General features: G+C 54.7%; 16 protein-coding genes and 1 pseudogene. 12 read left to right on the top strand and 5 right to left on the bottom strand.

Features of this window, described 5'->3' with window-relative positions; genetic code table 11:
• The first annotated feature begins 119 nt into the window (after positions 1 to 119).
• From ACM6IP_RS25020 to umuC, 9 genes are all read left to right on the top strand, one after another.
• The gene (locus ACM6IP_RS25020; protein ID WP_414862498.1) at positions 120 to 4,088 is read left to right on the top strand and encodes a phage tail tape measure protein; all 3,969 of its coding nucleotides are present in this window, start codon (positions 120 to 122) and stop codon (positions 4,086 to 4,088) included.
• 9 nt (positions 4,089 to 4,097) lie between these two features.
• Entirely contained in the window at positions 4,098 to 4,943 is an 846-nt protein-coding gene (locus ACM6IP_RS25025; protein WP_414862499.1) for a phage tail protein, read from the top strand.
• Complete coding sequence (locus ACM6IP_RS25030; protein WP_095169683.1) at positions 4,918 to 5,124, top strand: tail protein X; 207 nt, start codon at positions 4,918 to 4,920, stop codon at positions 5,122 to 5,124. The genes ACM6IP_RS25025 and ACM6IP_RS25030 overlap by 26 nt, the downstream gene beginning before the upstream one ends.
• Before the next feature lie 58 nt (positions 5,125 to 5,182).
• Positions 5,183 to 6,226, top strand: coding sequence for a phage late control D family protein (locus ACM6IP_RS25035; RefSeq protein ID WP_414862500.1), 1,044 nt, complete (start codon positions 5,183 to 5,185; stop codon positions 6,224 to 6,226).
• A gap of 37 nt (positions 6,227 to 6,263) precedes the next feature.
• Positions 6,264 to 6,812: a glycoside hydrolase family 19 protein gene (locus ACM6IP_RS25040; protein ID WP_414862501.1), complete on the top strand. Its 549-nt coding sequence runs from the start codon at positions 6,264 to 6,266 to the stop codon at positions 6,810 to 6,812.
• Positions 6,809 to 7,330 carry a lysis protein gene (locus ACM6IP_RS25045; RefSeq protein ID WP_414862502.1) on the top strand — a complete coding sequence of 174 codons (522 nt, stop codon included), beginning with the start codon at positions 6,809 to 6,811 and terminating at the stop codon, positions 7,328 to 7,330. The genes ACM6IP_RS25040 and ACM6IP_RS25045 overlap by 4 nt, the downstream gene beginning before the upstream one ends.
• 150 nt (positions 7,331 to 7,480) lie before the next feature.
• Positions 7,481 to 8,275: a DNA adenine methylase gene (locus tag ACM6IP_RS25050; protein WP_414862503.1), complete on the top strand. Its 795-nt coding sequence runs from the start codon at positions 7,481 to 7,483 to the stop codon at positions 8,273 to 8,275.
• A gap of 122 nt (positions 8,276 to 8,397) precedes the next feature.
• Positions 8,398 to 8,823: a LexA family protein gene (locus ACM6IP_RS25055; protein ID WP_414862504.1), complete on the top strand. Its 426-nt coding sequence runs from the start codon at positions 8,398 to 8,400 to the stop codon at positions 8,821 to 8,823.
• Positions 8,816 to 10,093, top strand: coding sequence for a translesion error-prone DNA polymerase V subunit UmuC (gene umuC, locus ACM6IP_RS25060; RefSeq protein ID WP_414862505.1), 1,278 nt, complete (start codon positions 8,816 to 8,818; stop codon positions 10,091 to 10,093). The genes ACM6IP_RS25055 and umuC overlap by 8 nt, the downstream gene beginning before the upstream one ends.
• 174 nt (positions 10,094 to 10,267) lie before the next feature.
• Here umuC and ACM6IP_RS25065 read toward each other — a convergent pair whose 3' ends face one another.
• Complete coding sequence (locus tag ACM6IP_RS25065) at positions 10,268 to 10,480, bottom strand: hypothetical protein (RefSeq protein WP_414862506.1); 213 nt, start codon at positions 10,478 to 10,480, stop codon at positions 10,268 to 10,270.
• A gap of 590 nt (positions 10,481 to 11,070) precedes the next feature.
• Positions 11,071 to 11,259, bottom strand: a complete 189-nt coding sequence (locus ACM6IP_RS25070; RefSeq protein WP_414862507.1) for a hypothetical protein — start codon at positions 11,257 to 11,259, stop codon at positions 11,071 to 11,073.
• Between the two features lie 173 nt (positions 11,260 to 11,432).
• Here ACM6IP_RS25070 and ACM6IP_RS25075 point away from each other — a divergent pair, with 173 nt between their 5' ends.
• Both ACM6IP_RS25075 and ACM6IP_RS25080 read left to right on the top strand, forming a co-directional pair.
• Positions 11,433 to 12,818, top strand: coding sequence for an AAA family ATPase (locus ACM6IP_RS25075; protein WP_414862508.1), 1,386 nt, complete (start codon positions 11,433 to 11,435; stop codon positions 12,816 to 12,818).
• Positions 12,818 to 13,768: a DUF4435 domain-containing protein gene (locus ACM6IP_RS25080; protein WP_414862509.1), complete on the top strand. Its 951-nt coding sequence runs from the start codon at positions 12,818 to 12,820 to the stop codon at positions 13,766 to 13,768. Before ACM6IP_RS25075 ends, ACM6IP_RS25080 begins: the two co-directional genes overlap by 1 nt.
• Before the next feature lie 781 nt (positions 13,769 to 14,549).
• On the opposite strand, the gene ACM6IP_RS25085 is transcribed toward ACM6IP_RS25080, so the two are convergent.
• The 3 genes and pseudogenes from ACM6IP_RS25085 to ACM6IP_RS25095 all read right to left on the bottom strand — a co-directional run.
• Complete coding sequence (locus tag ACM6IP_RS25085; RefSeq protein WP_414862510.1) at positions 14,550 to 15,491, bottom strand: esterase/lipase family protein; 942 nt, start codon at positions 15,489 to 15,491, stop codon at positions 14,550 to 14,552.
• Between the two features lie 447 nt (positions 15,492 to 15,938).
• Positions 15,939 to 16,400: a hypothetical protein gene (locus ACM6IP_RS25090; protein WP_414862511.1), complete on the bottom strand. Its 462-nt coding sequence runs from the start codon at positions 16,398 to 16,400 to the stop codon at positions 15,939 to 15,941.
• A gap of 414 nt (positions 16,401 to 16,814) precedes the next feature.
• Positions 16,815 to 17,411 (bottom strand): annotated as a pseudogene (locus tag ACM6IP_RS25095) (beta-ketoacyl-ACP synthase II); the annotation flags it as partial.
• A gap of 1,092 nt (positions 17,412 to 18,503) precedes the next feature.
• Between ACM6IP_RS25095 and ACM6IP_RS25100 the strand changes: the two are divergent.
• Positions 18,504 to 19,796, top strand: coding sequence for a tetratricopeptide repeat protein (locus ACM6IP_RS25100; RefSeq protein ID WP_414862512.1), 1,293 nt, complete (start codon positions 18,504 to 18,506; stop codon positions 19,794 to 19,796).
• Positions 19,797 to 19,825 lie beyond the last annotated feature (29 nt).

The following is a 19,825-nucleotide window of genomic DNA, read 5'->3' on the forward strand; positions in this document are numbered from 1 at the left end:
AAAACGTGCGGCCAAGCGGCTGGCGGCCGAGCTGAATTTCTCGGCCGCTGAAATCTTGACCATGTCCTATGCAGATATGGTTTGGTGGCTCACGGATTGAGCCTGCAAGGGGGTTACCGATGGCAAGCAGGCTAGCGTTATCGCTGGTAATCGGGGGCGCCGTCGCTTCTTCGGTCGGCGCCGCGTTCAAGACGGTTGAAAGCGGCATCCAGAAGCTGGAGGCCAAAGGCACTAAGGCCAAGGTGCTCAAAAGCACCATTGGCGAAACGATCAAGCTACGCGAGGAATGGAAGCGCGCGCACGACACCGGGGCCGCCTCGGCCGACGGCCTGCATCGCAAGCTCAATACCAACCTTGAGGCGCTGCGCAAGCAAGGGGTCGAGGTTGGGCGCCTGGGGCGCGAGTACCAGCGCTTAGGTCGCGAGGCAAAGGCCGCCGATCTGCAGCTAAAGGGATACCAGCAGCTGCAGGCCGGTAAGTCTTCGTTCAAGTCGAACATTGGCGCCGCCGTCGTCGGCACCGGCATGACGGCGATTCCCACCAAGATCAGCGCGACCTATCAGGCGATCATTCGTGACATCGCGATCAAGGCGGACATTGTCAATAAACCGGGGGAAACCCAGCTAACCCGGACGGTGATCGATACTGCCCAAGACACGGGCATGTCGCGCAATGACGTGGCCGACCTGGTCAACCAGCTGGTTGGCGCCGGCATGGATCTTAACAAGGCGTTGTCCTACGCTCCGACGGCGGCCAAGTTCGCTATTGGTCAAGGGGCTTCGGGCGTCGATACGGCCAGCATGATCATGGCCCTGCAGCAAAACGCCAAGATCAACGACCCAAGGGTCATGCAGGAGGCTCTGGAGGCAATCGCCTACCAAGGCCAGGCGGGCAGCTTCGAAGCCAGCGACATGGCCAAGTGGTTCCCGCAACTGCTCGCGTCGATGGAGAAAAACGGCAGCACGGGCATGGACGCTGTCACGTCCCTGGGTGCCATGCTGCAAGTGCAGATGAAGACGGCCGGCAGTTCGGACGAGGCGGCCAACAACCTCAAGAACTGGATGGAAAAAATCGGTTCGAGTGAGGTGGTCGGCGCCTACAAAGACGCCGGGATTGACTATCAGGCCTCGCTCAATACTGGCATTCAGAAGGGCATGAGCACGCTGGAGTCGTCCATGGCCCTGGCGTTGAAATACGTCGAGGCAACCGACCCAGCCAAGGCTCAAAAGATCAAGGATGCTCAGGCCGGCATTGATAAGGAGGTCAACCCGGAGAAAGCTAAGGCAGCACTCGATGCTCTGGAAAAGACCCTGCGCACCGGCGACATCTTCGCCGACATGCAGGTCAAGGCCGCACTCACGGCCTATGCGCAGAACCGGGGGCTGTACAACGAGCTCAAAGCCGACTCGCAGAAGGCGACCGGGATTCTCGACAAGAACCTGGCCGAGCGGCGCGAGACTTCAGCGCAGCATTGGTCTGAGCTTGGCCAGGCAGTGGATGACTCGATGCGTAGCATCGGCGATGCCATCCGCCCGGCGACGGATGCGGCGGCCAAGGGGCTGACCTGGGTAGCCCGGGGCATGACCTCGCTGTCGGACAACGCACAGCCGGTAGTGCTGGGCATTGCAGGCATTGCGGCAGCGGTGGGTGCCTTCCTGACGGTTTCCAGTGGGGTGAAAATCGGACGCGGGGTGTTCAATATCGCGCGCGGTCGTGGTTTGGAACGCTTCGGTGGCCGCGCCAGTCGTGGCGACGGTGCTCCGCTTAACCTGCCCAAGACCGGCCGCAAGGTGCTCGATACTGGCATTGGTGTGCTGGGCAAGGTGTTTGGTGCCGCCGCCGGTACAGCGTCGACCAATGAGTCGGAGGCGGGCGGCAGTGACCTACAGCGTGTTTTCGTGGTCAATACCGATGCATTCGGCGGGATTGGCGGGAGCATGGCCAATAGAGGCCCGACGAAGCCTGTAAGGGGCAGTCGCAGAAGTCGCCAGCGTGTGCGTCGGCGCACGGGTGCGATGGGTGCCACCGTTCGGCCAACGCCGATCGAGGCGCCCAAAGCGCCCGTAGCCAAGCGAAGAGTCTTTGCTGCGGCCTCATCGGCATTGGTCGGTAATGATGACCTAGGTAAGGTGGCGCGCTCGATTCGCGGCGTATCTCGTCTTGCCAAGCGCCTGCCTGGCGGCAATATCGTAGATGCCGGCGCAACCGCGCTCGATGTTGCAATTAACGCCAATACTCAAGACGAAAAGGCCGAGGGGTACGGTGCTGCTGGTGGCAGTCTGGCTGGCACGCTCGCGGGGGCTGCGGCCGGGGCCGCCATTGGTTCGGTCGTGCCGGTGATCGGTACGGCGGTGGGTGGTGCCGTTGGCGCCGTCCTGGGCGGCCTAGGGGGTGAATCGCTCGGGGGCTGGCTGGGTAAGAAGCTGTTCGGGGAAGATCAACCCGAAGGGGAGGGCAGGGCCGAAGCGGAAACTGCGCCGGTGACCGATGCGTTAAGCTTAACGCTGGCTCCTCCTCAGGATGCAAAGCCGGCGATTGGTGACACCTTGCGGGTCACGGTCGCACCGCCTGCAGCTGAGGTGGTTAAGCCGACCGTCCTGCCGGCGCCGCGCGAGCCGCTGACTAAGGCGCCGCTGGTGGTGCCTGCAGCGACCGACAACCGGGCACTTGTGCCGGTTGCCGATCCGGTGCCGGCATCGCCGCCGGTTCCTGCCCTGGGCGATGCCATGCGTGACCTGGCCAAGACCACCACGCCGACGCCTGCAACTGAGGTGGTCAAGCCGGCCATCTTGCCGGCACCGCGTGAACTGGTGGCCAAGGCGCCGTTGGTGCTTCCAGCAGCGATCGACAACCGGGCACCTCAGCGGGTTGCAGATCCGGTGCCGGCAACGCCGCCGGCTCCTGCCCTGGGCGATGCCATGCGTGACCTGGCCAAGGCCACCACGCCGGCGCCTGCAGCGGAGGCGGTCAAGCCGACCGTCCTGCCGGTGCCGCGTGCGTCGCTGGCCAAGGCGTCGTTGGTGCTGCCTGCAGCGATCGACGACCGGGAGCGTTTACCGGTTGCCGATCCGGTGCCGACAGCGCCGCCGGTTCCTGCCCTTGGCGATGCCGTGCGCGACCTGGCCAGGGCCAGCACTCCGGCGTCTACAGCGGAGGTGGTCAAGCCGACGGTCCTGCCGGCACCGCGTGAACTGGTGACTAAGGCGCCGGTGGTGCTGCCTGCTGCGACCGAAAACCGGACACTTCTGCCGGTTGCCGAGCCAGTGCCTGCGCCGCCGGTGCCTGCCCTGGGCGATGCCGTGCGTGACCTGGTCAAGGCCAGCACGCCGGCGCCTGCAGCGGAGGTGGTCAAGCCGACCGTCCTGCCGGCGCCGCGCGAGCCGATGGCTAAGGCGCCGTTGGTACTGCCTGCAGTGACCGACAACCGGGCATTTCTGCCGGTTGCAGATCCGGTGCCGGCAGCGCCGGCAGTCCCTGCCCTGGGCGATGCCGTGCGTGATCTGGCAAAGGCCAGTACGCCGGCACCTGCAGGGGAGGTGGTCAAGCTGACCATTCTGCCGGCGCCGCGCGAGCCGCTGGCCAAGGCGCCGTTCGTGCTGCCTGCAGCGATCGACAACCGGGAGCGTTTGCCGGTTGCCAATCCGGTGCCGGCGCCGGCGCCGCCGCCAGTCCCTGCCCTGGGCGATGCCGTGCGTGACCTGGCCAGGGCCAGCACGCCGGCGCCTGAAGGGGGGGGGGTCAAGCCGACCATCCTGCCAGCGCCGCGTGCGCCGATGACCAGCCCGGCACCTGGCGTCCTAGGCGACGTGGTGCGTGACATGGCCAAGGCTGTGCCACCGGCACCGCAATTTCCTGAGATGGCCAAGCCGGTCAAGGCAGCCGAGCCGCCGAAGGCGTCGGCGCCCAAGGTAGAGCAGTCTTTTACCTTCGCGCCGAATATTCCGATCGTCGTGCATGGCGATGTGAAGGACCCCGAGCAGTTGGTGCGCGTACTGGAGCCGCCGCTGCGCCGGCTGTGGGAAGCGTTCCAGCGCGATGTGTCTGCGCGCATGTCCTCAAGTCAACTGTTCGATCAACCACACATCTAAGGGGGGCCAATGGCCTATATGGAGCAGCTGCAATCGGCCCTCACGGGGCTGGTTGCGGCCGGGGAGGTTGGGCGTAAGGATCTTGACGGGATGCTAGGACCGCTCAACGGCGCGATTGGCAGCATCACGGGCGCCGCTTCGGAGCTGGAAAACATACCGTTTGTGCCGCCGGAGGTCGGTGCAAAACTGGGGCGGATGGTGCGCAGTATCAGCGTGGCGCAGTCCCGCGTGGGGCAAGTGGCGTCAACCTATGGTCGGGGCGTGGCGGCCGCTGGCCAGGTGCAGGAAAGGCTGGGCACGTTTAAACAGATGGCTAGCAAGGTCACGTCAGAAGCCGGCCGGGTGGCGGGAATGATCAGCCCTTCGCTATCCAACATCCTGCCATCGGGTGGCCTGGTGGCCTCGGTCACGCCGTCGGCCGAGGCGGTCGCGCCTTATCCGCATCTGCTGATCATTCAGCCGCATCACCCCAATGCCCAACCGTATTACTTCAACCTGGACACGGCTGCCTTTGACGAGCTGCGCCGGCAAGCGTCGTTTCGCTGGGCTGGCCAGGAGCGGCTGCGCCGTAGCGTGGCGCAACAAGCCGTTGGCCTGGGTGAAGAAAAGATCACCCTTAAGGGGGCGATCTTTCCCGGGCACAAAGGCGGGATCAAGCAGCTAAACACGCTGCGCAGCATCGGCCGCAATCTGCAGCCGCTGAACCTGGTCACGGGTTACGGCGAGGTCCTGGGCAACTGGTGCCTGGTCAATATCGAGGAAGAGCAGAGCCATTTGCTGGCTGGCGGGATTCCGCGCAAACAAGGCTTTTCACTGGAGTTTGTGAGCTATGGCAACGATCTGCAGAACGTCTGACGGGGATCTGCTGGACGTGATCTGTCAGCACCATTACGGGCACCTCAACGGCACCGTCGAGGCCGTGCTCGATGCCAACCCGGATCTGGCCAGGGAGGCGCAGCCGTACCGCGCCGGCCTGCTGATCCGTTTGCCGGAGCTATCTGCGCCGGCGGTCGAGCTGCTGCAGCTGTTCGGCTAATCGCGTTACGCGTAACGAAGCCCCGCCGAGTGCGGGGTTTCTCGCTTCTGGAGCAAGCATGAAACCTACCTATCGAATCATGGCCGATGGCACGGACATTACCGCGCTGATCAATGACCGCCTGTTGATGTTGCGGATATCGGATAAACCCGGGATGGAGTCGGACGAGTTCGAATTGCGCATTGATGACCGCGACCAAGCCGTTGCACTGCCCGCGCGCGGTGGGCGGATCGAGGTCTTGCTGGGTTATGAAGGGCAAGCGCTCACGCGCATGGGGGCTTATACGGTCGATGAGGTGCAGTTGACCGGGCCGCCCGACACATTGGTGATACGCGGCAAGGCCAGCGACATGCGCGGCAGCGGCAAGACCATTCGCAGCGGAAGCTGGGAGAACGTGCCGCTGTCGCAAATCGTCGGTGATATCGCCAAGCGCAATGGCTGGGAGTCGGTGTGTCCTGTCACCACCAAGGTCGAGCGGATCGATCAGCGCAACGAGTCGGATTACAACTTTGTCACGCGCCTGGCCAGGCAGTACGACAGCACCGCGAAGGTGGCCGATGGCAAGTTGTTGGTTATGCCTCGACAGGCTGGGCAGAGCGTTACCGGCAAAGCGCTTGGGGTGGTCACCATCACAAAAGCGGATGTAGTCCGCTATGAGTTTCGGCTGGGCGATCGCAGCACGCAAAAGGCTGTGAAGACCCAGCACCAGGACAAGAAAACCGGCGAACTGCAGGTGGTCGAGCTGGCCAACGGCGATTCGCCCGGCGGTTTGCCCCCAGTCCACACCGACCGCCATATCTACCCTAACAAGACCGCCGCCGAGCAGGCCGCCAAGGCCCGGTTGGCTGCGTTCAATCGCAGCACTGCAGCTGTTCGCCTGGAAATGGCAGGCCGTACCGATCTATTTGCCGAGCGCTTGATCAGTGCCCAGGGCTTCAAGCCTGGGCTTGATGGCGAGTACCTGGTGGACGGCGTTGAACAGGTGTTCACACAGTCCGGATGGAGCACCACGGTGGAATGCAACGGCGGCAAGAAGGGTAAGGCGAAGGCCGCCGGCAAGAAGAAGAAAGAAGAAAAGCCGCTCAGGGTCGAGCAGCTGTAACCCCCACGGCCGCGCACGGTCATCACTGGAGTAAACAATGGCTATCACCGTTCAACAACTGCAGAAAATTCTCCCGAACGCCGGCCCTAACGCCGGCGTTTTTGCACCTGTGCTCAATGCCGCCATGGTTAAGTTCGGCATCGTCACGCCAGCGCGGCAGGCGGCGTTTATCGCGCAAGTCGGCCACGAGTCCGGACAGTTCCGTTACGTGCGTGAGCTGGGCAACAACGCCTACCTGGCCAAGTACGACACTGGCTCGCTGGCTGCGCGCTTGGGCAACACCCTCGAGGCCGACGGCGACGGCCAGAAATATCGCGGCCGGGGTCTGATCCAGATCACAGGCCACGACAACTACCAGCGCTGTGGCGAGGCCCTGGGCCTGGATCTGCTGAGCCAGCCCGAGTTGCTTGAGTTGCCGCAACACGCGGCCACTTCAGCGGCCTGGTTCTGGAAGCAAGCGGGTTTAAACCCCCTGGCAGATCGCGGCGAGTTCAACGCCATCACTCGCAAGATCAATGGTGGCCTCAATGGCCTGGCCGACCGCCTGGCGCTGTGGGCAAAGGCGCGCGAGGCCCTGGGCGTATGACCACCATCAATTGGCGCTTGGCAGCGCTGGTGTTGCTGCTGGGCTTGGCTGTTGGTGGTCGAGTGGCTTGGCTTTGGCAGGCGAACAGCTATGGCAAGGCGATGGCCGACAAGGCCGGTGACTATCAGAACGAGCGCGAGGCCGCCGCCAGTGCGGCGATTGAGTGGCAGGCGGCTGAACAATCCAGGCGTCGAGCTCTGGAGGATCGCCTACGGGCAGATGACGAAACCCACTACAAGGAATTACGCGATGCCCAACAGACTCAGGGTCGCTTGCGTGACCGTCTCGCTACTGCTGATCTCCGGCTGTCAGTCCTACTCGACATCAGCGCCGAGGGTAGTGGCTGTGGGGTGCGAACCGCCGCCGGTGGCCCCGGCGTGGTTCATGGAGGCGCGCGAGCCCAACTTGACCCAGCGCATGCTCAACGAATTATCGGCATCACCGATGCCGGCGACCAAGGATTGATCGCTCTGGCGGCTTGTCAGGCCTATGTCAAAGCCGTGTCAGCAACACAGTGAAAAAGAGCGACTGGAGTGGATGCGTCAACATCCACCCCGGTCGCCGTCCCTGCAGATGGTCCCTGCAAGTCCAGCCTAGGCTCTTGCTCCGTGCACAAAGCGCGGCGAGCCTATCACCTGTTTATATATACAGTAAAGGTCTTGCTAATTATGTCTACTCCCATCATTCCTTGGATGGGCGGCAAACGCCGTCTGGCCGATCGCCTCATTCCTCTCTTCCCACCCCACGAATGCTACGTCGAAGTCTTTGCCGGCGGTGCCGCGCTGTACTTCATGCGTCCCCAGGCGGCGCCCGTTGAAGTGCTCAACGACATCAATGGCGACCTGGTGACGTTGTACCGCGTCGTGCAGAACCACCTCGAAGAGTTCGTGCGCCAGTTCAAATGGGCGCTTAGCTCGCGCCAGGTGTTCGAGTGGCAGAAGATGACCCGCCCTGAAACCCTCACCGACATCCAACGCGCCGCGCGATTCTTCTACCTGCAGCACCATGCATTCGCTGGCAAGGTGACCGGGCAAACGTTCGGTACCGCCACCACTGGCCCGGCCATCAACCTGCTGCGGATAGAGGAAAACCTTTCTGCGGCCTGGCAGCGCTTGTCCGGTACCTACGTCGAAAACCTATCCTGGCTTGATTGTGCTGAACGCTACGACCGTCCCCATACCTTCCACTACATGGACCCGCCTTACTGGCAGACCGCTGGCTATGGTGTGGACTTTCCGTTTGAAAACTATGAACGGATGGCTGACTTCATGCGCCGTTGCAAGGGGAGGGTAATGGTCAGCATCAACGATCACCCCGACATTCGGCGGGTGTTCTCTGGCTTCCACATGGACACTCTGGACATCCGCTACAGCAACACCAATCAACGACAAGGTAAGGCCGAGATCTGCGGTGAGTTGGTGATCATGAACTGGGAGCCGGCTGCTTTGGGCGGGTTGTTCTAATAAGGCTAGGGTGGGGGCAAGCTTTGACTCCCCCACCTGTCGAAATATTCCGGCAGAAATTGACTGCAAGATAGCTACACAGTTAACTGTACGTATATACAGTTTGTGCGAGTGGCATCAACATGAGCTTTACCATACTAGGCCCGCTTTCCGAGGGTGGTGCGAAGCTACCGCTTTGCTCGTTCCGGGTTCCTGCAGGATTTCCATCACCGGCGGCGGATCACATTGAGCAGCACATCTCTCTGGATGAAGTGCTGAACATCCGGGCGCCGCATGTCTACTTGATTGCGATCACCGGCGAGAGCATGCAGGGGGCAGGAATATTTGAGGGCGACCTGGCGGTGGTCGACAGGTCAATCGAACCGGCCCATGGACACATTGTGGTGGCTTTGCTGAACAACGATCCGATCTGCAAGCGACTGTGCAAGCGCGGAAACGAAGTGATCCTGCTGTCTGAAAATCCGAAATACCCGGCCCGTTACATCCTTGAGGGGGATGAGTTGTCGATCTGGGGCGTGATCAGCAGTACGGTGCGCAGCCATGTCTAAGCCGGCACCGGTTTTCGGGCTGATCGATTGCAACTCGTTCTATGCGAGCTGCGAGCGGGTATTTCGTCCAGACCTGGCCAAGGTTCCGATCGTAGTGCTGAGCAATAACGACGGCTGTGTCATTGCTCGTAGTTACGACGCTAAACCTTTCGTGAAGATGGGCGAGCCGTACTTCCAGATCAAGCACAAACTCAAGCAACACGGCATTGTTCCGTTCTCGTCCAACTATGCGCTTTATGGCGACATGAGCGAGCGAGTGATGACGCTGATCGAGTCGTTGGTACCGGCGGTCGAGGTCTACAGCATCGACGAAGCCTTCGCAGACCTGACAGGCATCGATGAGCTGGATGTTCTTGGCCGGCAGATCCGCAGCCAGGTGCTGCGATGTACCGGCATCCCAGTGGGCGTTGGAATTGCTCATACCAAGACCCTGGCCAAACTGGCCAACCACACAGCAAAGCGCCTGCAGGCTCAAACCGGTGGTGTGGTGAACATCTGCGATGCAGTCAAGCGCGATTGGGTATTGCGCAACACCGACGTCGCTGAGGTCTGGGGTGTCGGCCGGCGGATGAAAATGCACCTGGACGCGATGGGCATCAAGAGCGCAATGGATCTGGCCTCCGCTGACCCGAGGACATTGCGCAAGAACTTCAGCGTAGTGATAGAAAAGACGGCCCGTGAGCTGGCCGGCACGCCGTGCCTGGAGTTGGATGAACCCGACCCGCCAAAACAAGAGATCTGCTGCAGTAGGATGTTCGGCAAGCGCTTGAAGGAGCTACCGCCAATCAAAGAGGCCGTAGCCACCTACATGATGCGTGCCTCGGAAAAGCTTCGGACACAAGGCTCGCTGTGTAAAAAAATCCGAGTCAGTATTCGCACCGGGTTCTTCAATCCCCATGAGGCCAAGTACGCCAACGGCGTGGTGGTTGATCTTCCATACCCGACTGACGATGTGAGGCTGCTGACAAAAGCAGCGGTAGATGCGCTCGATCACGTTTACCGGGCGGGGTTCAACTACAGCAAGGCCGAGGTGATGTTGCTGAGTCTTTGTCAGCCTGGCGAGTACACCGAAGATTTGTTCGCCGAATCTCAACCAGGTGCGACTACAAAGCTGATGGGGGTTTTGGACGAGATCAACCAGCGCTGGGGAAGGGGAACACTTCGCTCAGCGAGCGTGCCGAGTAATCCGGATTGGGGAATGCGGCGTGAAATGATGAGCCAAAGTTACACTACGCGGCTGGATCAGCTCTGGCGAGTGTCTTGTTCTTAGGTAAAAGTGGCAACTCAGGTGGGGCAAAAATGGGGCAAACCGTACGCCAACCAATGCCAATCAGCGCCAAACGCTCATCTGATCAGACCTGTCAAAAAAGCCCGCCACCCCTTGTACTCAGGGTCTGGCGGGCTTTTTTGCGTTGATACTCCAGCACAATCGGGGTGTGGCCGTTCAGAGACGTTTGCTTAGGAGCTTTGCCAAGCCCTGCTTAATGTGTCCGGCATTCTCTCCAATCGCCCACAGGGCACCGCGAACGTTGTCTCCGACTTCGGTGAAACCTTGCTGTTCAGCATGAAGTGTCAACTCCATCAGGGCTGCTTCCAGACCAAGCTGATTCTGGTAGATCCTTTCCAGCACATCCGACAACGAATATTCGTCAGCCATAACATCGACTCCTTTCGAAAATGAAAGAGCATAGTACCGTTAGCGCCCTTTGTGGGCAGTGGTTGCTGAATGCTTAGAAATTGCTACAAAGCATTGCGTCTTTGAGGGATGCTCAGGCTGGCCGGGGTGCAGACGAGGGGCTACGCCTAATCCATCATGGGAGCGAGCGAGCTGTGCTGTCTGGATTGCAAGGGCGATGACGTGTGCCAGCGGGGTTCAAGCGAATACTTTGCCGGCGAGTAGGCGACTAAAGGAGCAGCTATCACCCAAGTGTTCATTTACCGGTTTGGCAGGGAGCGATGATGCTTACGCACCTTCTCCCAGCGACCAAACCGGAAACGATCATACTGGCGAACCGGTACAATCTTGGCATGATTATTCATGGCCAAATCTCCGTTTATTCTCAGCAAGCCGCTGAGAGGCCCTTACATCCCGTATGCAAGCGACGCATTTGGTATGTGTGGACCCGGAAATCCTGAGGTGATAGCTGCCCGATGAATGGTAGCAGCGGAACTACAGAATGGAAAGTCCTAGAGGATCTCTACCCGCCTAGAGTCGTAAAGAGGGTGCGGCAGAGGGAGATGGAGATTTTACCGTTCACTCATCTGCTTTTCTGCAAGCCGAGCGTAGGCTTTGATCGCTTCACGCTCGGCCTCGTACACAGCTTTGAGATGTTGCTCCTCTGCGCGGCTAACCTTCCCTAGGGAGCTTTCGTAAGCAGCCCACGCAACGGAAGCACTCGCCAACACCTTATGAAGAGCTTGAGCTTTGTCGTCCATTTGTGCTCACCTCGTTGGCATTTGTGGATTTTTGTAGGAGACGGCTCATCTCTGGGCCCGGTCACCATGGGAAACCAATATTAGATGAAAGGTTCCTCCTTTGCATCAGTATCCCACCGCCCATACCCCATGCCAGACCAATGGTGGCTCGGATGGTGGACGAAGAATTTTGAGTGAGCCATTATGTTGATATCAGAGAACAGATTTTGACCAAGGAAGAAGGTGTGAAATTGCAAACATCACATATTAAACGATTTACAATTCATAAGCTTTTTCAAGAGAGAGATGTCAGTCTCGATTTTGACGAGAATTGTAGAATATTGGTTGCTGAAAACGGTAACGGTAAAACAACAATTCTCAACGCTCTGTATCATACGATCAGAGGAGATAGCATCAAGTTAAGTAAAATTGATTTTCAATGGCTTGAGTTGGAATTTTTGGATGGCGAAAAGTTTAAATTCCATCGCAAGGAATTAGATATCGGTCACGCCTTTAAAGATAAAGCATTTTATGATCATCTGTGTATTCTGAATGGCAAGGAGGAGACTCACAAGTTAATTGAGGTTTTTACTGAGTACTCTCATCAACCTAATAAACTAAAAACTCATCCCGTTTTCAAAACTGCACTACGCAAAATGGGATTTAATGCGGACTCTCTTTTTGCTTTTCTCTCAAGGCACCTTGGGCCTGGTTCTGAGGAAGAAAGCGGTGTAAGAACAAAAGTAAAGTTCGGTCGAATTAAAACGAAATTTCCCTACACTGTCTTGTATCTTCCAACTTATCGAAGGGTGGAGATTGATTTAAGTGTTGGAGAGGGGGAGGATAACGGCGGGACTAGGGAAGATATTTATTTTGGGATGCGCGATGTTGAGGAGCTTATAAAGGTTAGAACTCAGGAAATTTTGTCGTCATCTGTCGAGTGGTTCTCAAAGGTGAATGGGCAAATGCTAAGTCAGCTTGCTGAAGGCTTTTCTTTGGATCAAGAGCTAAAAGAAAGTATAAAAAAACCAGATGATGTTAAGATTGTACTTGATAGAATTGGTAACAATATTAATGAAGACACAAAAGAGAAAATCTTACAGTTAATTGGGTCAGAGGCTATTTTTGTAGATCATGACCCTCTAATCTATTTTATTTCTAACCTTGTAAAGGTTTACGAACAGCAGCGCGAAAACGATCAGGCGCTCCAAAGCTTTACGGAAGTATGCAACAGGTATTTAGGCGACAAGATGATCCGGTATAATGAAGGATCTGTTGCGCTGCAGGTAGTTCGACGAAAAAACTTAAGGCCTGTTGATTGGGAAGTGCTTTCGTCAGGTGAAAAGCAAATTATTTCTTTGTTTGCAAAGCTCTATCTTCAGAAGCATAACGAATTTGCAATATTCTTTGACGAACCTGAGCTATCTCTTTCCATGGAGTGGCAGAGAACTTTACTGCCAGACATAATAGACTCCGGGAAGTGCGGTTTTTTGCTTGCAACAACCCACTCTCCTTTCATATTCGAAAATAATTTAATGACGTATACCGTCGACCTCTCTCATTACATCAAGGAGCTGTGATGAGCCGAGTCGCGCTATTAAAGCAAGCTGCTTCATCTTCCACAGTAAAATTTTTAGAGGTTACTAGGATACATGCTAAGAAGCCTGAAGCTGCGATATGCATCTTCGAGGGCGACGATGAGAAATATTATGCGTGTAGATTGAGCGCTATATTGGGCCAAGATTTGTGGGCGGGCATAAATACAGGAGGTCGTGGCCCGGTTTTAGAGTTGCGGAATTTAATATTGCAACATCCCGTCTATAAGGTCTGCAGGTTTTTTTGCTTCATTGATAAAGACTATGATGATTGGATTATTAATCCTGATCCAGATCGGATTTATATAACTCCTTGTTATTCGATTGAGAATCTTTACGCGAGTCGCGCTTGCTTTATTGGCGTGCTTTCCGCTGAATTTCGGGTAACTGATTTTAACGAGATGGCAACTGAATTTGCAGTTTGTATTGATATATTTGATAAGCGCATGGGTGAGATATGTGATTCCTTATTGCCCTTTAATGTCTGGGGCAAGAGTCGTGCGTTAATGGAGCGAGATGGCAAGCCAATCCCTAAGATCTTTTTGAATGACGCGACCATTGACAAGTTGGTTCGGCTTGATTTGACAGCTTGCACTATCGCTTATGATCCCAAAGATATTAGTTCTCTCCTGAAGAAGAGCAGTAACGATGATTTTTGCATAGATGCAGTAAAAGAGGCTACGGCCTCCTTTGATAATGCTAGTCGTATGCTGCGTTTTAGAGGAAAACAACAAGTCGAAGGCTTTAGAAGATTTTTAGCGGCATTGCGCAATGATTTTATCAATGGAGGCGGTATCATTTTTAAGCAAAAAGGGAAGCTAAAGATGGAGTTTGATGATCAAAAGGATCTACTGTCAGAGCTGTCTCAATATGCTGAAACACCGCCATGTTTACGTCATTTTCTTCATGGGAAAATTATCGATATGCGTAACTGAGTCGAAATCGAGCCCGCGATGCAGTGAGCTAGGACTTATGGAAGTCCACCTCCAAGGATGACTTCCATTCTTCGCGATTCAGACTGCAGATTGCCCTTCGTGAGTTTTGACATTGCTTCCACCCAGCCGCTCAACTCAATACTGCAAATATTTACATTAAAAAAGCCTCTGATCGCGAAAATCGATACGAGGCTTAGAGAGAGATCAGCGAGGGAAGTTCCGTACCAATTTTCGTACCAGTAACCATGTTTTGACAGGATTTCACACGTGTGAAATTTAGCTAATTCTCTGATTTCATTAACCCTGACAGCCGAGCGAAAGCCTCGAAACATAGCGGTGTAATTCTGCTCTCGGGTCTACGACAGATTGGATTTCTTTCTGTACCGAGGGGGACGGAGCGATCCATGTCAGGGTTGAAAAGGGTTAACTACCGCGATTCGACCTGGGCGGGCAGGCTGCACCCAATCGCTCAAAATGGGAGTGGGTTCTGACAGAGTCGGTAGTGTCCGGATGGGAGCTGAAAATTGCTGCTTAAAAATTGCTACAGAGAACAAGGCAAGAAGCGTAATTATTCGAAGGAAAAATCATACTGGTACGTAACTGGTACGGGTAATTATTGAATGGAGGATGGGCCTTTATTTGTAAGGCTTTGGTAGATTATCTGTCCGATCCATCATGGCGTACGTGCACTGGCAGTTAAGAAAACACGCTGCGTCAGAATCAGCGGTCGACCTGCTGAGAACACCATATGTTGCCGACCATCCCGATAAGCTATGACCGCCTACCTTGTACCGCTTATCGTCGAAAGACGTGGAACCACTTCAAACTGAGGATTTGGCCAGCCGTCCGGAAAACGACCGCAATCCGGAAGAATTGGTCTACTGCAATAGTCCTTCCCGTCGATGCATGTTGACATAGAATCAGCTACCCATTTATAGGCAAGATCTGAGCGGTTCAGAGGTTTTACCAGAGTCGAGTGATTTTTTTTGAATCCTCGTGCAGAGGTAGAGTAAATCGTCGCACTTTCTTTAGATACGACGATGCCTGCAATGCCCATAGGTTGCATTTCGTACGCAGAGAATAGTGACATCTGAGGGCAAAAGGTTTGATGATGCTTATTCATTATGTCTACCAAGGTCAGGTTCAGCAACTGCTGAAAATCGTTTACCTTGATTGGTAGCAAGACTCTTAAATGTTGATTCTGGCTTGCGAACAACGCTATAGGTGCAAGCGATGAACCTAGCATCGGTGTTCCCAGCGTATACGTCACTGGGAAACGCGATAGCACGCGATGCCCGTATTTTGCCTTGATGTGTAGCAAGTATGCTCTGGCAATGTTTCCTCCAAGACTATGACCTACTAGGAATATTTTTGAATATTGGTTCCTCTCAAAAAGGCTATCGAGCTGTTCCTGAAGCTCTTCGAGCACATCAACTATTGATGGACCTGGTGCGAATAGATAGCTGTCAAAGTCGACTCGATAAACATCTACTTTGTTGCCAATATCGGGATCCGTAGCAAGAAGGTTTGGCCAGAATGATGTCCCATTTTGCCAAGTTTCCTTTGATCCCATAAGGCCATGAATGAAAACTACGGCAGCTTTCCGACAGGGAGCGGAGCAGGTGTCCCGGGACTCGTGAACTACACGTACTACTTCAGCCTGCGCAAGGGTGCTGGAGATCAGAAGAGAGAGTGTTAATCCGCACAACCGGATCGCCTTCATAAATCCTCCATGCAGTATGCATCACTGAAGAGTCCGGCTATATAGCTCTAAAAAAAGCTGAAGCTGTGAGGCAAGTGTAGGCTGCAAATAAAATGTTGCGTCGCATTATGCCTGCCTTTCGATCGGATGCATCGAGCCGCTTGCTGTCCTATCCTGAAGGTAGAAGAGAGCTGCGTTTTGATACTTAGGTGGTACAGAAATGGTACGGGAGAAATCGAAGGTTGCTGTATGCCTTTGTTTTAAAGCGTCTTGTGGTTAATCGATCCAATCCATCATCGGCGCAACGGAGAACCGGCGAGAGAGTGCTGGGGCGATAGTTGATGCAGTTGAATGAGGCATGGGTATCTGAATCAGGAAGGTGAGGCGGGCGAGGAGTTTATCAGGAATGGGGGAGGGGATGGAGTTGCGTCGAGGCGCCCGGACGAGGCTCGTGGCGCCTGACACCATTTAACTGGCTACTGCGGGTGCCGGCAGATTATCCAGGGCGTTGCGGGCTTGGTAGTGGTCCTTGGAGCCGAACCAGGTGAGCAGGCCTGTCACCCCGAAGAAGGTGAAAAGCCCTGAGGCTTGGTAGCCCGATACGTACATGGCGATGGCTGGGAAAAACAGCACCAGCACGCAGAACACCACAACCACGCCGGAGTTGACCATGGCGTAATACAGTGGGTTCTTGGACACTTCGCCATTGCTTTCCTGGACGGCATACACAGTGTGCTTGCCAAGCGATTTAACGCAGGAAAGGCGTACGGTGTTGCCTGGTTTGATCATGCTGTCCAGATAGTTCTGGCAGCGGATGTGCCTGATTCGTTTGCCGCCGATCTTGATGTACTCGTAATCGGTGACGGCGCCGTTTCTGATCACACCGTTACCGGTTTCTTCGATTAAACCTTCAAATACTGCTACTGCCATTTTGCACCTACGTGTTCTGTCAATAATTTGATGCTGCTAGTTGCTGCTGCGTCTACATGCCGGCCGCATCAAGCGAGGCCGCAGTCATGCTGGCAGCGGCCAGGGGCTTTACGTTTTTCAACGGAGTTTCCCGACGTACAATCTGCAGAAGGAATGATGGCGTATTGCCTCATTCTCGCGGGCACACTAACCACTAGTGCTTGAAAAATCACTCATTATTTTTTGACTGAAGGCTCTGGGACGAGGGTTTCGGCGTGTTTTTCAGGTTTGGACCGCAGGCGCCGGGTAGTGTGTGTTGGGTTCGTCTGGATTGAAGGCCAACTTTTTCGGCAAGAGGATTCAGGCGAAAAATTCCTGGCGGAAAAAGCCGAGGGCGACCGCTATGGTCACCCTCGGTGAGTCCGGTTTGCGCTCTTAAGCCCAGCGCCGAAACAACACGCTGGCATTCACCCCACCAAACCCGAAGCCGTTGGACAGTGCGTATTCCATCGGCATGTGCCGGGCCTCACCCTGAACCAGGTCCAAGCCTTCGGCTGCGCTATCTGGAGTGTGCAAGTTGAGCGTTGCCGGGGCTACCTGGTCGCGCAGGGCCAATATGGCGAAGATCGCCTCGATGCCGCCTGCAGCGCCCAACAGGTGGCCAGTGGTGGATTTGGTGGCGCTGATTGCCAGGCCGCTATGGGTGCCGAACACCGTCTTGATCGCCGCCAGTTCACCTTTGTCGCCGACCGGGGTCGAGGTAGCGTGGGCGTTCAAGTGCTGGACCTGGGAGGCTTGTATGCCGGCCTGGCGCAGGGCTTGCTGCATGGCTCGGCGGGCGCCGTCTCCGTCTTCCGGGCCAGCGGTCATGTGGTAGGCATCGGCGCTGGTGCCGTAGCCCACCAGTTCGGCGATTGGCTTGGCGCCACGAGCCAGGGCGTGTTCCAGTTCTTCGATCACCAGCAGGCCGGCGCCTTCGCCCGTGAGGAACGAGGGGGCTGTTCTGATGTGTGGGGTACTGGCTGTAGAAGGGTGGTGAAAGTCCTAGAGATTTTGTAGTTCTCAAAGCTCAAAGCAAATCTGACTCCGCAAGTGATGCCTCTACCGAGCGATGACTCGACTGATATGCGGCTCTCGCCTGGTCCAATCTATCTTCGGTGCAATGGAGGACCTGCGAAAGAGCTGGGGCGGTTGAGTGTGGTACAGGCATCTAAGCAATTCAGGTGAGGTGGAGGTGGGTTTATGGCGAATGGGAGAAGAGAATGACGTGGTAAGTTGATCTAATTTTAGATAAATATTATTTGCAAGTCATGTAGCTAGATGTATGCCAGTGCACAGTGAGCAGAATCGCAAAAGTGGGCTGTTCTTTGGGGGGGAGCGACTAGTGTTATTTATCGCTCAGGGATCAATGGTGATACGTGCATTGAAGGACGAATATTGTAGGATCATTTAAGTGCTTGGCTAAGCTTCATTCAGCTCTAAAGCAGATTGTCAGGGCGAAAGCACAAGATCTGTTATAGCAATATTTGAGATGGAGATATTCGAGCTAACGACTCCTTTAGGTAGGCAGATTCTGTCTATTATTTGGCGAGTGATATGGAGTCGTATTAAGTCTGCTGGAAGCGCAGGTCAAGCACCATGAGTTAGGTTGTGGGGGAGGGTGATTTAGGTCGTTGTAGAGCTCTGCGGAATTTTTCTAGGATAGCGGTTGTCTCAAGCTCGACATAAACTATATGTGGTTGTTTTGATTAATGTCATTTTCGCTCGGCCCAGCCAGCAAGATCAGAACTCGAGCAATTCCTGGGTGAGGACGTTATGGGTATGAAAGGACGTACTGGACACACCCTATGTTTTGTTGAGCCCTTTCAGCAAGGGACACATGTTTCGACCCGTCAGGGAGGTCAGTTGAGAGTTGCTAGATAATGGCTTCTAATCTTGGCACGAACTCAGTGTGCTCGAGTCCATGCTCGGGAGGGGGCATCTAAAACTCGATTTGTGCGCCAGCGGATGCTTGAGTAAACTAGATCATCTTGGCAGTATGATTGCTAGGGCCTCCAAAGGTGTTTGTGATGGGGGGACTATATCGCTAATGCAGAATTTTATGGGTAAGTAATAACTATGATAGTGAGTGGGTCGGTTTTAAGTTCAGATACTTTGGTTATTGATTACTTTCATAATCCGACGGTTCCTTCGCGTTTGATAGCGATAACATTTACATCTAGTGCAAATCGCACGCTTGAAGGGTTAGGTTTTGGAGGGAAGTTTCTGCTGGATAATAAAATTGATGTGATAGCGGTTAAGTGCAGTAATGATGATTGGTATCAGTCAATTCCTGACGAAAGCTTTGAGTTGATAGAGAGAATTGTGCGGCATAAAGCATACTCTAAAGTGATTTCCTACGGTGCTTCGATGGGAGGGTATGCTGCAATATTGTTTTCCGAAAGGTTAAAGTGCGATGTTGTTTTGGCGCTTTCGCCGCAGTATTCAATAGTTGAGAGTTTTGATAAGCGGTGGGAGCCCCACGCACGAAAAATTTTGTGGAGGCATAAGGTTTCTCGGGAAGCTATACGGCAGTCATGTCAGTATGTGATTATTTATGATGACCATGACTTAGATAAGGAGCACGCGGAGCGATTTAGTTCTTTGATTCCGGAGGCTAACTACGTAGGCGTTGGGCTTCCTTTTGGGGGGCATCCGATCTCTAACTACTTGTTGGAGGTGGGTGTTATTAAGAATGTTGCATTGCGTGTTTTTTTGGGAGACGGGGTGGATTGCCGGGATCTCATGGAAAATAGAAGGGCTTCAAAGTCATACTTAAAAAATTTATCTATGTATCTATACAAAAAAAATAAATCTGCTCTTTCTCTCTTGATGATTGATCGGGCGATAAAATTGGATGCGGATGTATCATCTTTTTTTGCTCATAAGAGTCTCGTTTTGGAAGGGATGGGTAGATTAAGTGACTCGGTTAGCTCGTTGATGTCTGCAATAAATTTAGATGCCAATCCATTATTAAAGCTGCGGCTAAGTAAGCTTCTGATGGAAGAGGGGCGGTACGAGGAGGCGCTTAGGTACATAGATTCCGGATTGACAGACTTTGGTGATATGGCGGTCTTACATCGAAAAAAAAGCGAGATATTATTAGCTCAGTCGGAGTTAAGTCTGGCTGTAAGTTCGGCGACAATTGCATGTGATATAGAGCCTCGGAATCCGTATTATAGAATTCATCTAAGTGGGATTTATGTCCGGCAAGGGCGATATGACGTCGCACTGCTTGAAATCGACAGGGCACTAATTTTCACTCCGCGTATTGCTGCGTTGTATAGAACGAAGATTGAGATTTTGAGGCGGCTTGGTGATGCGGAGGCTGCGGAAGTGGTGTTGAGGAGTCAGGAGTATGTCGAGTTACTTGAGTAAAGTGCATTCTAGTTGCTTTGTAGTGTATG

It is taken from the genome of Pseudomonas sp. IT-P176, assembly GCF_949767245.1.
Taxonomy (GTDB): domain Bacteria; phylum Pseudomonadota; class Gammaproteobacteria; order Pseudomonadales; family Pseudomonadaceae; genus Aquipseudomonas.

Coding starts and splice junctions, on each gene's coding strand:
- ACM6IP_RS25045 (WP_414862502.1), top strand. CDS start 6,809: ATGACCACCATCAATTGGCGCTTGGCAGCGCTGGTGTTGCTGCTGGGC.
- ACM6IP_RS25070 (WP_414862507.1), bottom strand. CDS start 11,259: ATGGACGACAAAGCTCAAGCTCTTCATAAGGTGTTGGCGAGTGCTTCC.
- ACM6IP_RS25050 (WP_414862503.1), top strand. CDS start 7,481: ATGTCTACTCCCATCATTCCTTGGATGGGCGGCAAACGCCGTCTGGCC.
- ACM6IP_RS25035 (WP_414862500.1), top strand. CDS start 5,183: ATGAAACCTACCTATCGAATCATGGCCGATGGCACGGACATTACCGCG.
- ACM6IP_RS25065 (WP_414862506.1), bottom strand. CDS start 10,480: ATGGCTGACGAATATTCGTTGTCGGATGTGCTGGAAAGGATCTACCAG.
- ACM6IP_RS25025 (WP_414862499.1), top strand. CDS start 4,098: ATGGCCTATATGGAGCAGCTGCAATCGGCCCTCACGGGGCTGGTTGCG.
- ACM6IP_RS25030 (WP_095169683.1), top strand. CDS start 4,918: ATGGCAACGATCTGCAGAACGTCTGACGGGGATCTGCTGGACGTGATC.
- ACM6IP_RS25090 (WP_414862511.1), bottom strand. CDS start 16,400: ATGGCAGTAGCAGTATTTGAAGGTTTAATCGAAGAAACCGGTAACGGT.
- ACM6IP_RS25085 (WP_414862510.1), bottom strand. CDS start 15,491: ATGAAGGCGATCCGGTTGTGCGGATTAACACTCTCTCTTCTGATCTCC.
- ACM6IP_RS25020 (WP_414862498.1), top strand. CDS start 120: ATGGCAAGCAGGCTAGCGTTATCGCTGGTAATCGGGGGCGCCGTCGCT.
- umuC (WP_414862505.1), top strand. CDS start 8,816: ATGTCTAAGCCGGCACCGGTTTTCGGGCTGATCGATTGCAACTCGTTC.
- ACM6IP_RS25055 (WP_414862504.1), top strand. CDS start 8,398: ATGAGCTTTACCATACTAGGCCCGCTTTCCGAGGGTGGTGCGAAGCTA.
- ACM6IP_RS25040 (WP_414862501.1), top strand. CDS start 6,264: ATGGCTATCACCGTTCAACAACTGCAGAAAATTCTCCCGAACGCCGGC.
- ACM6IP_RS25080 (WP_414862509.1), top strand. CDS start 12,818: ATGAGCCGAGTCGCGCTATTAAAGCAAGCTGCTTCATCTTCCACAGTA.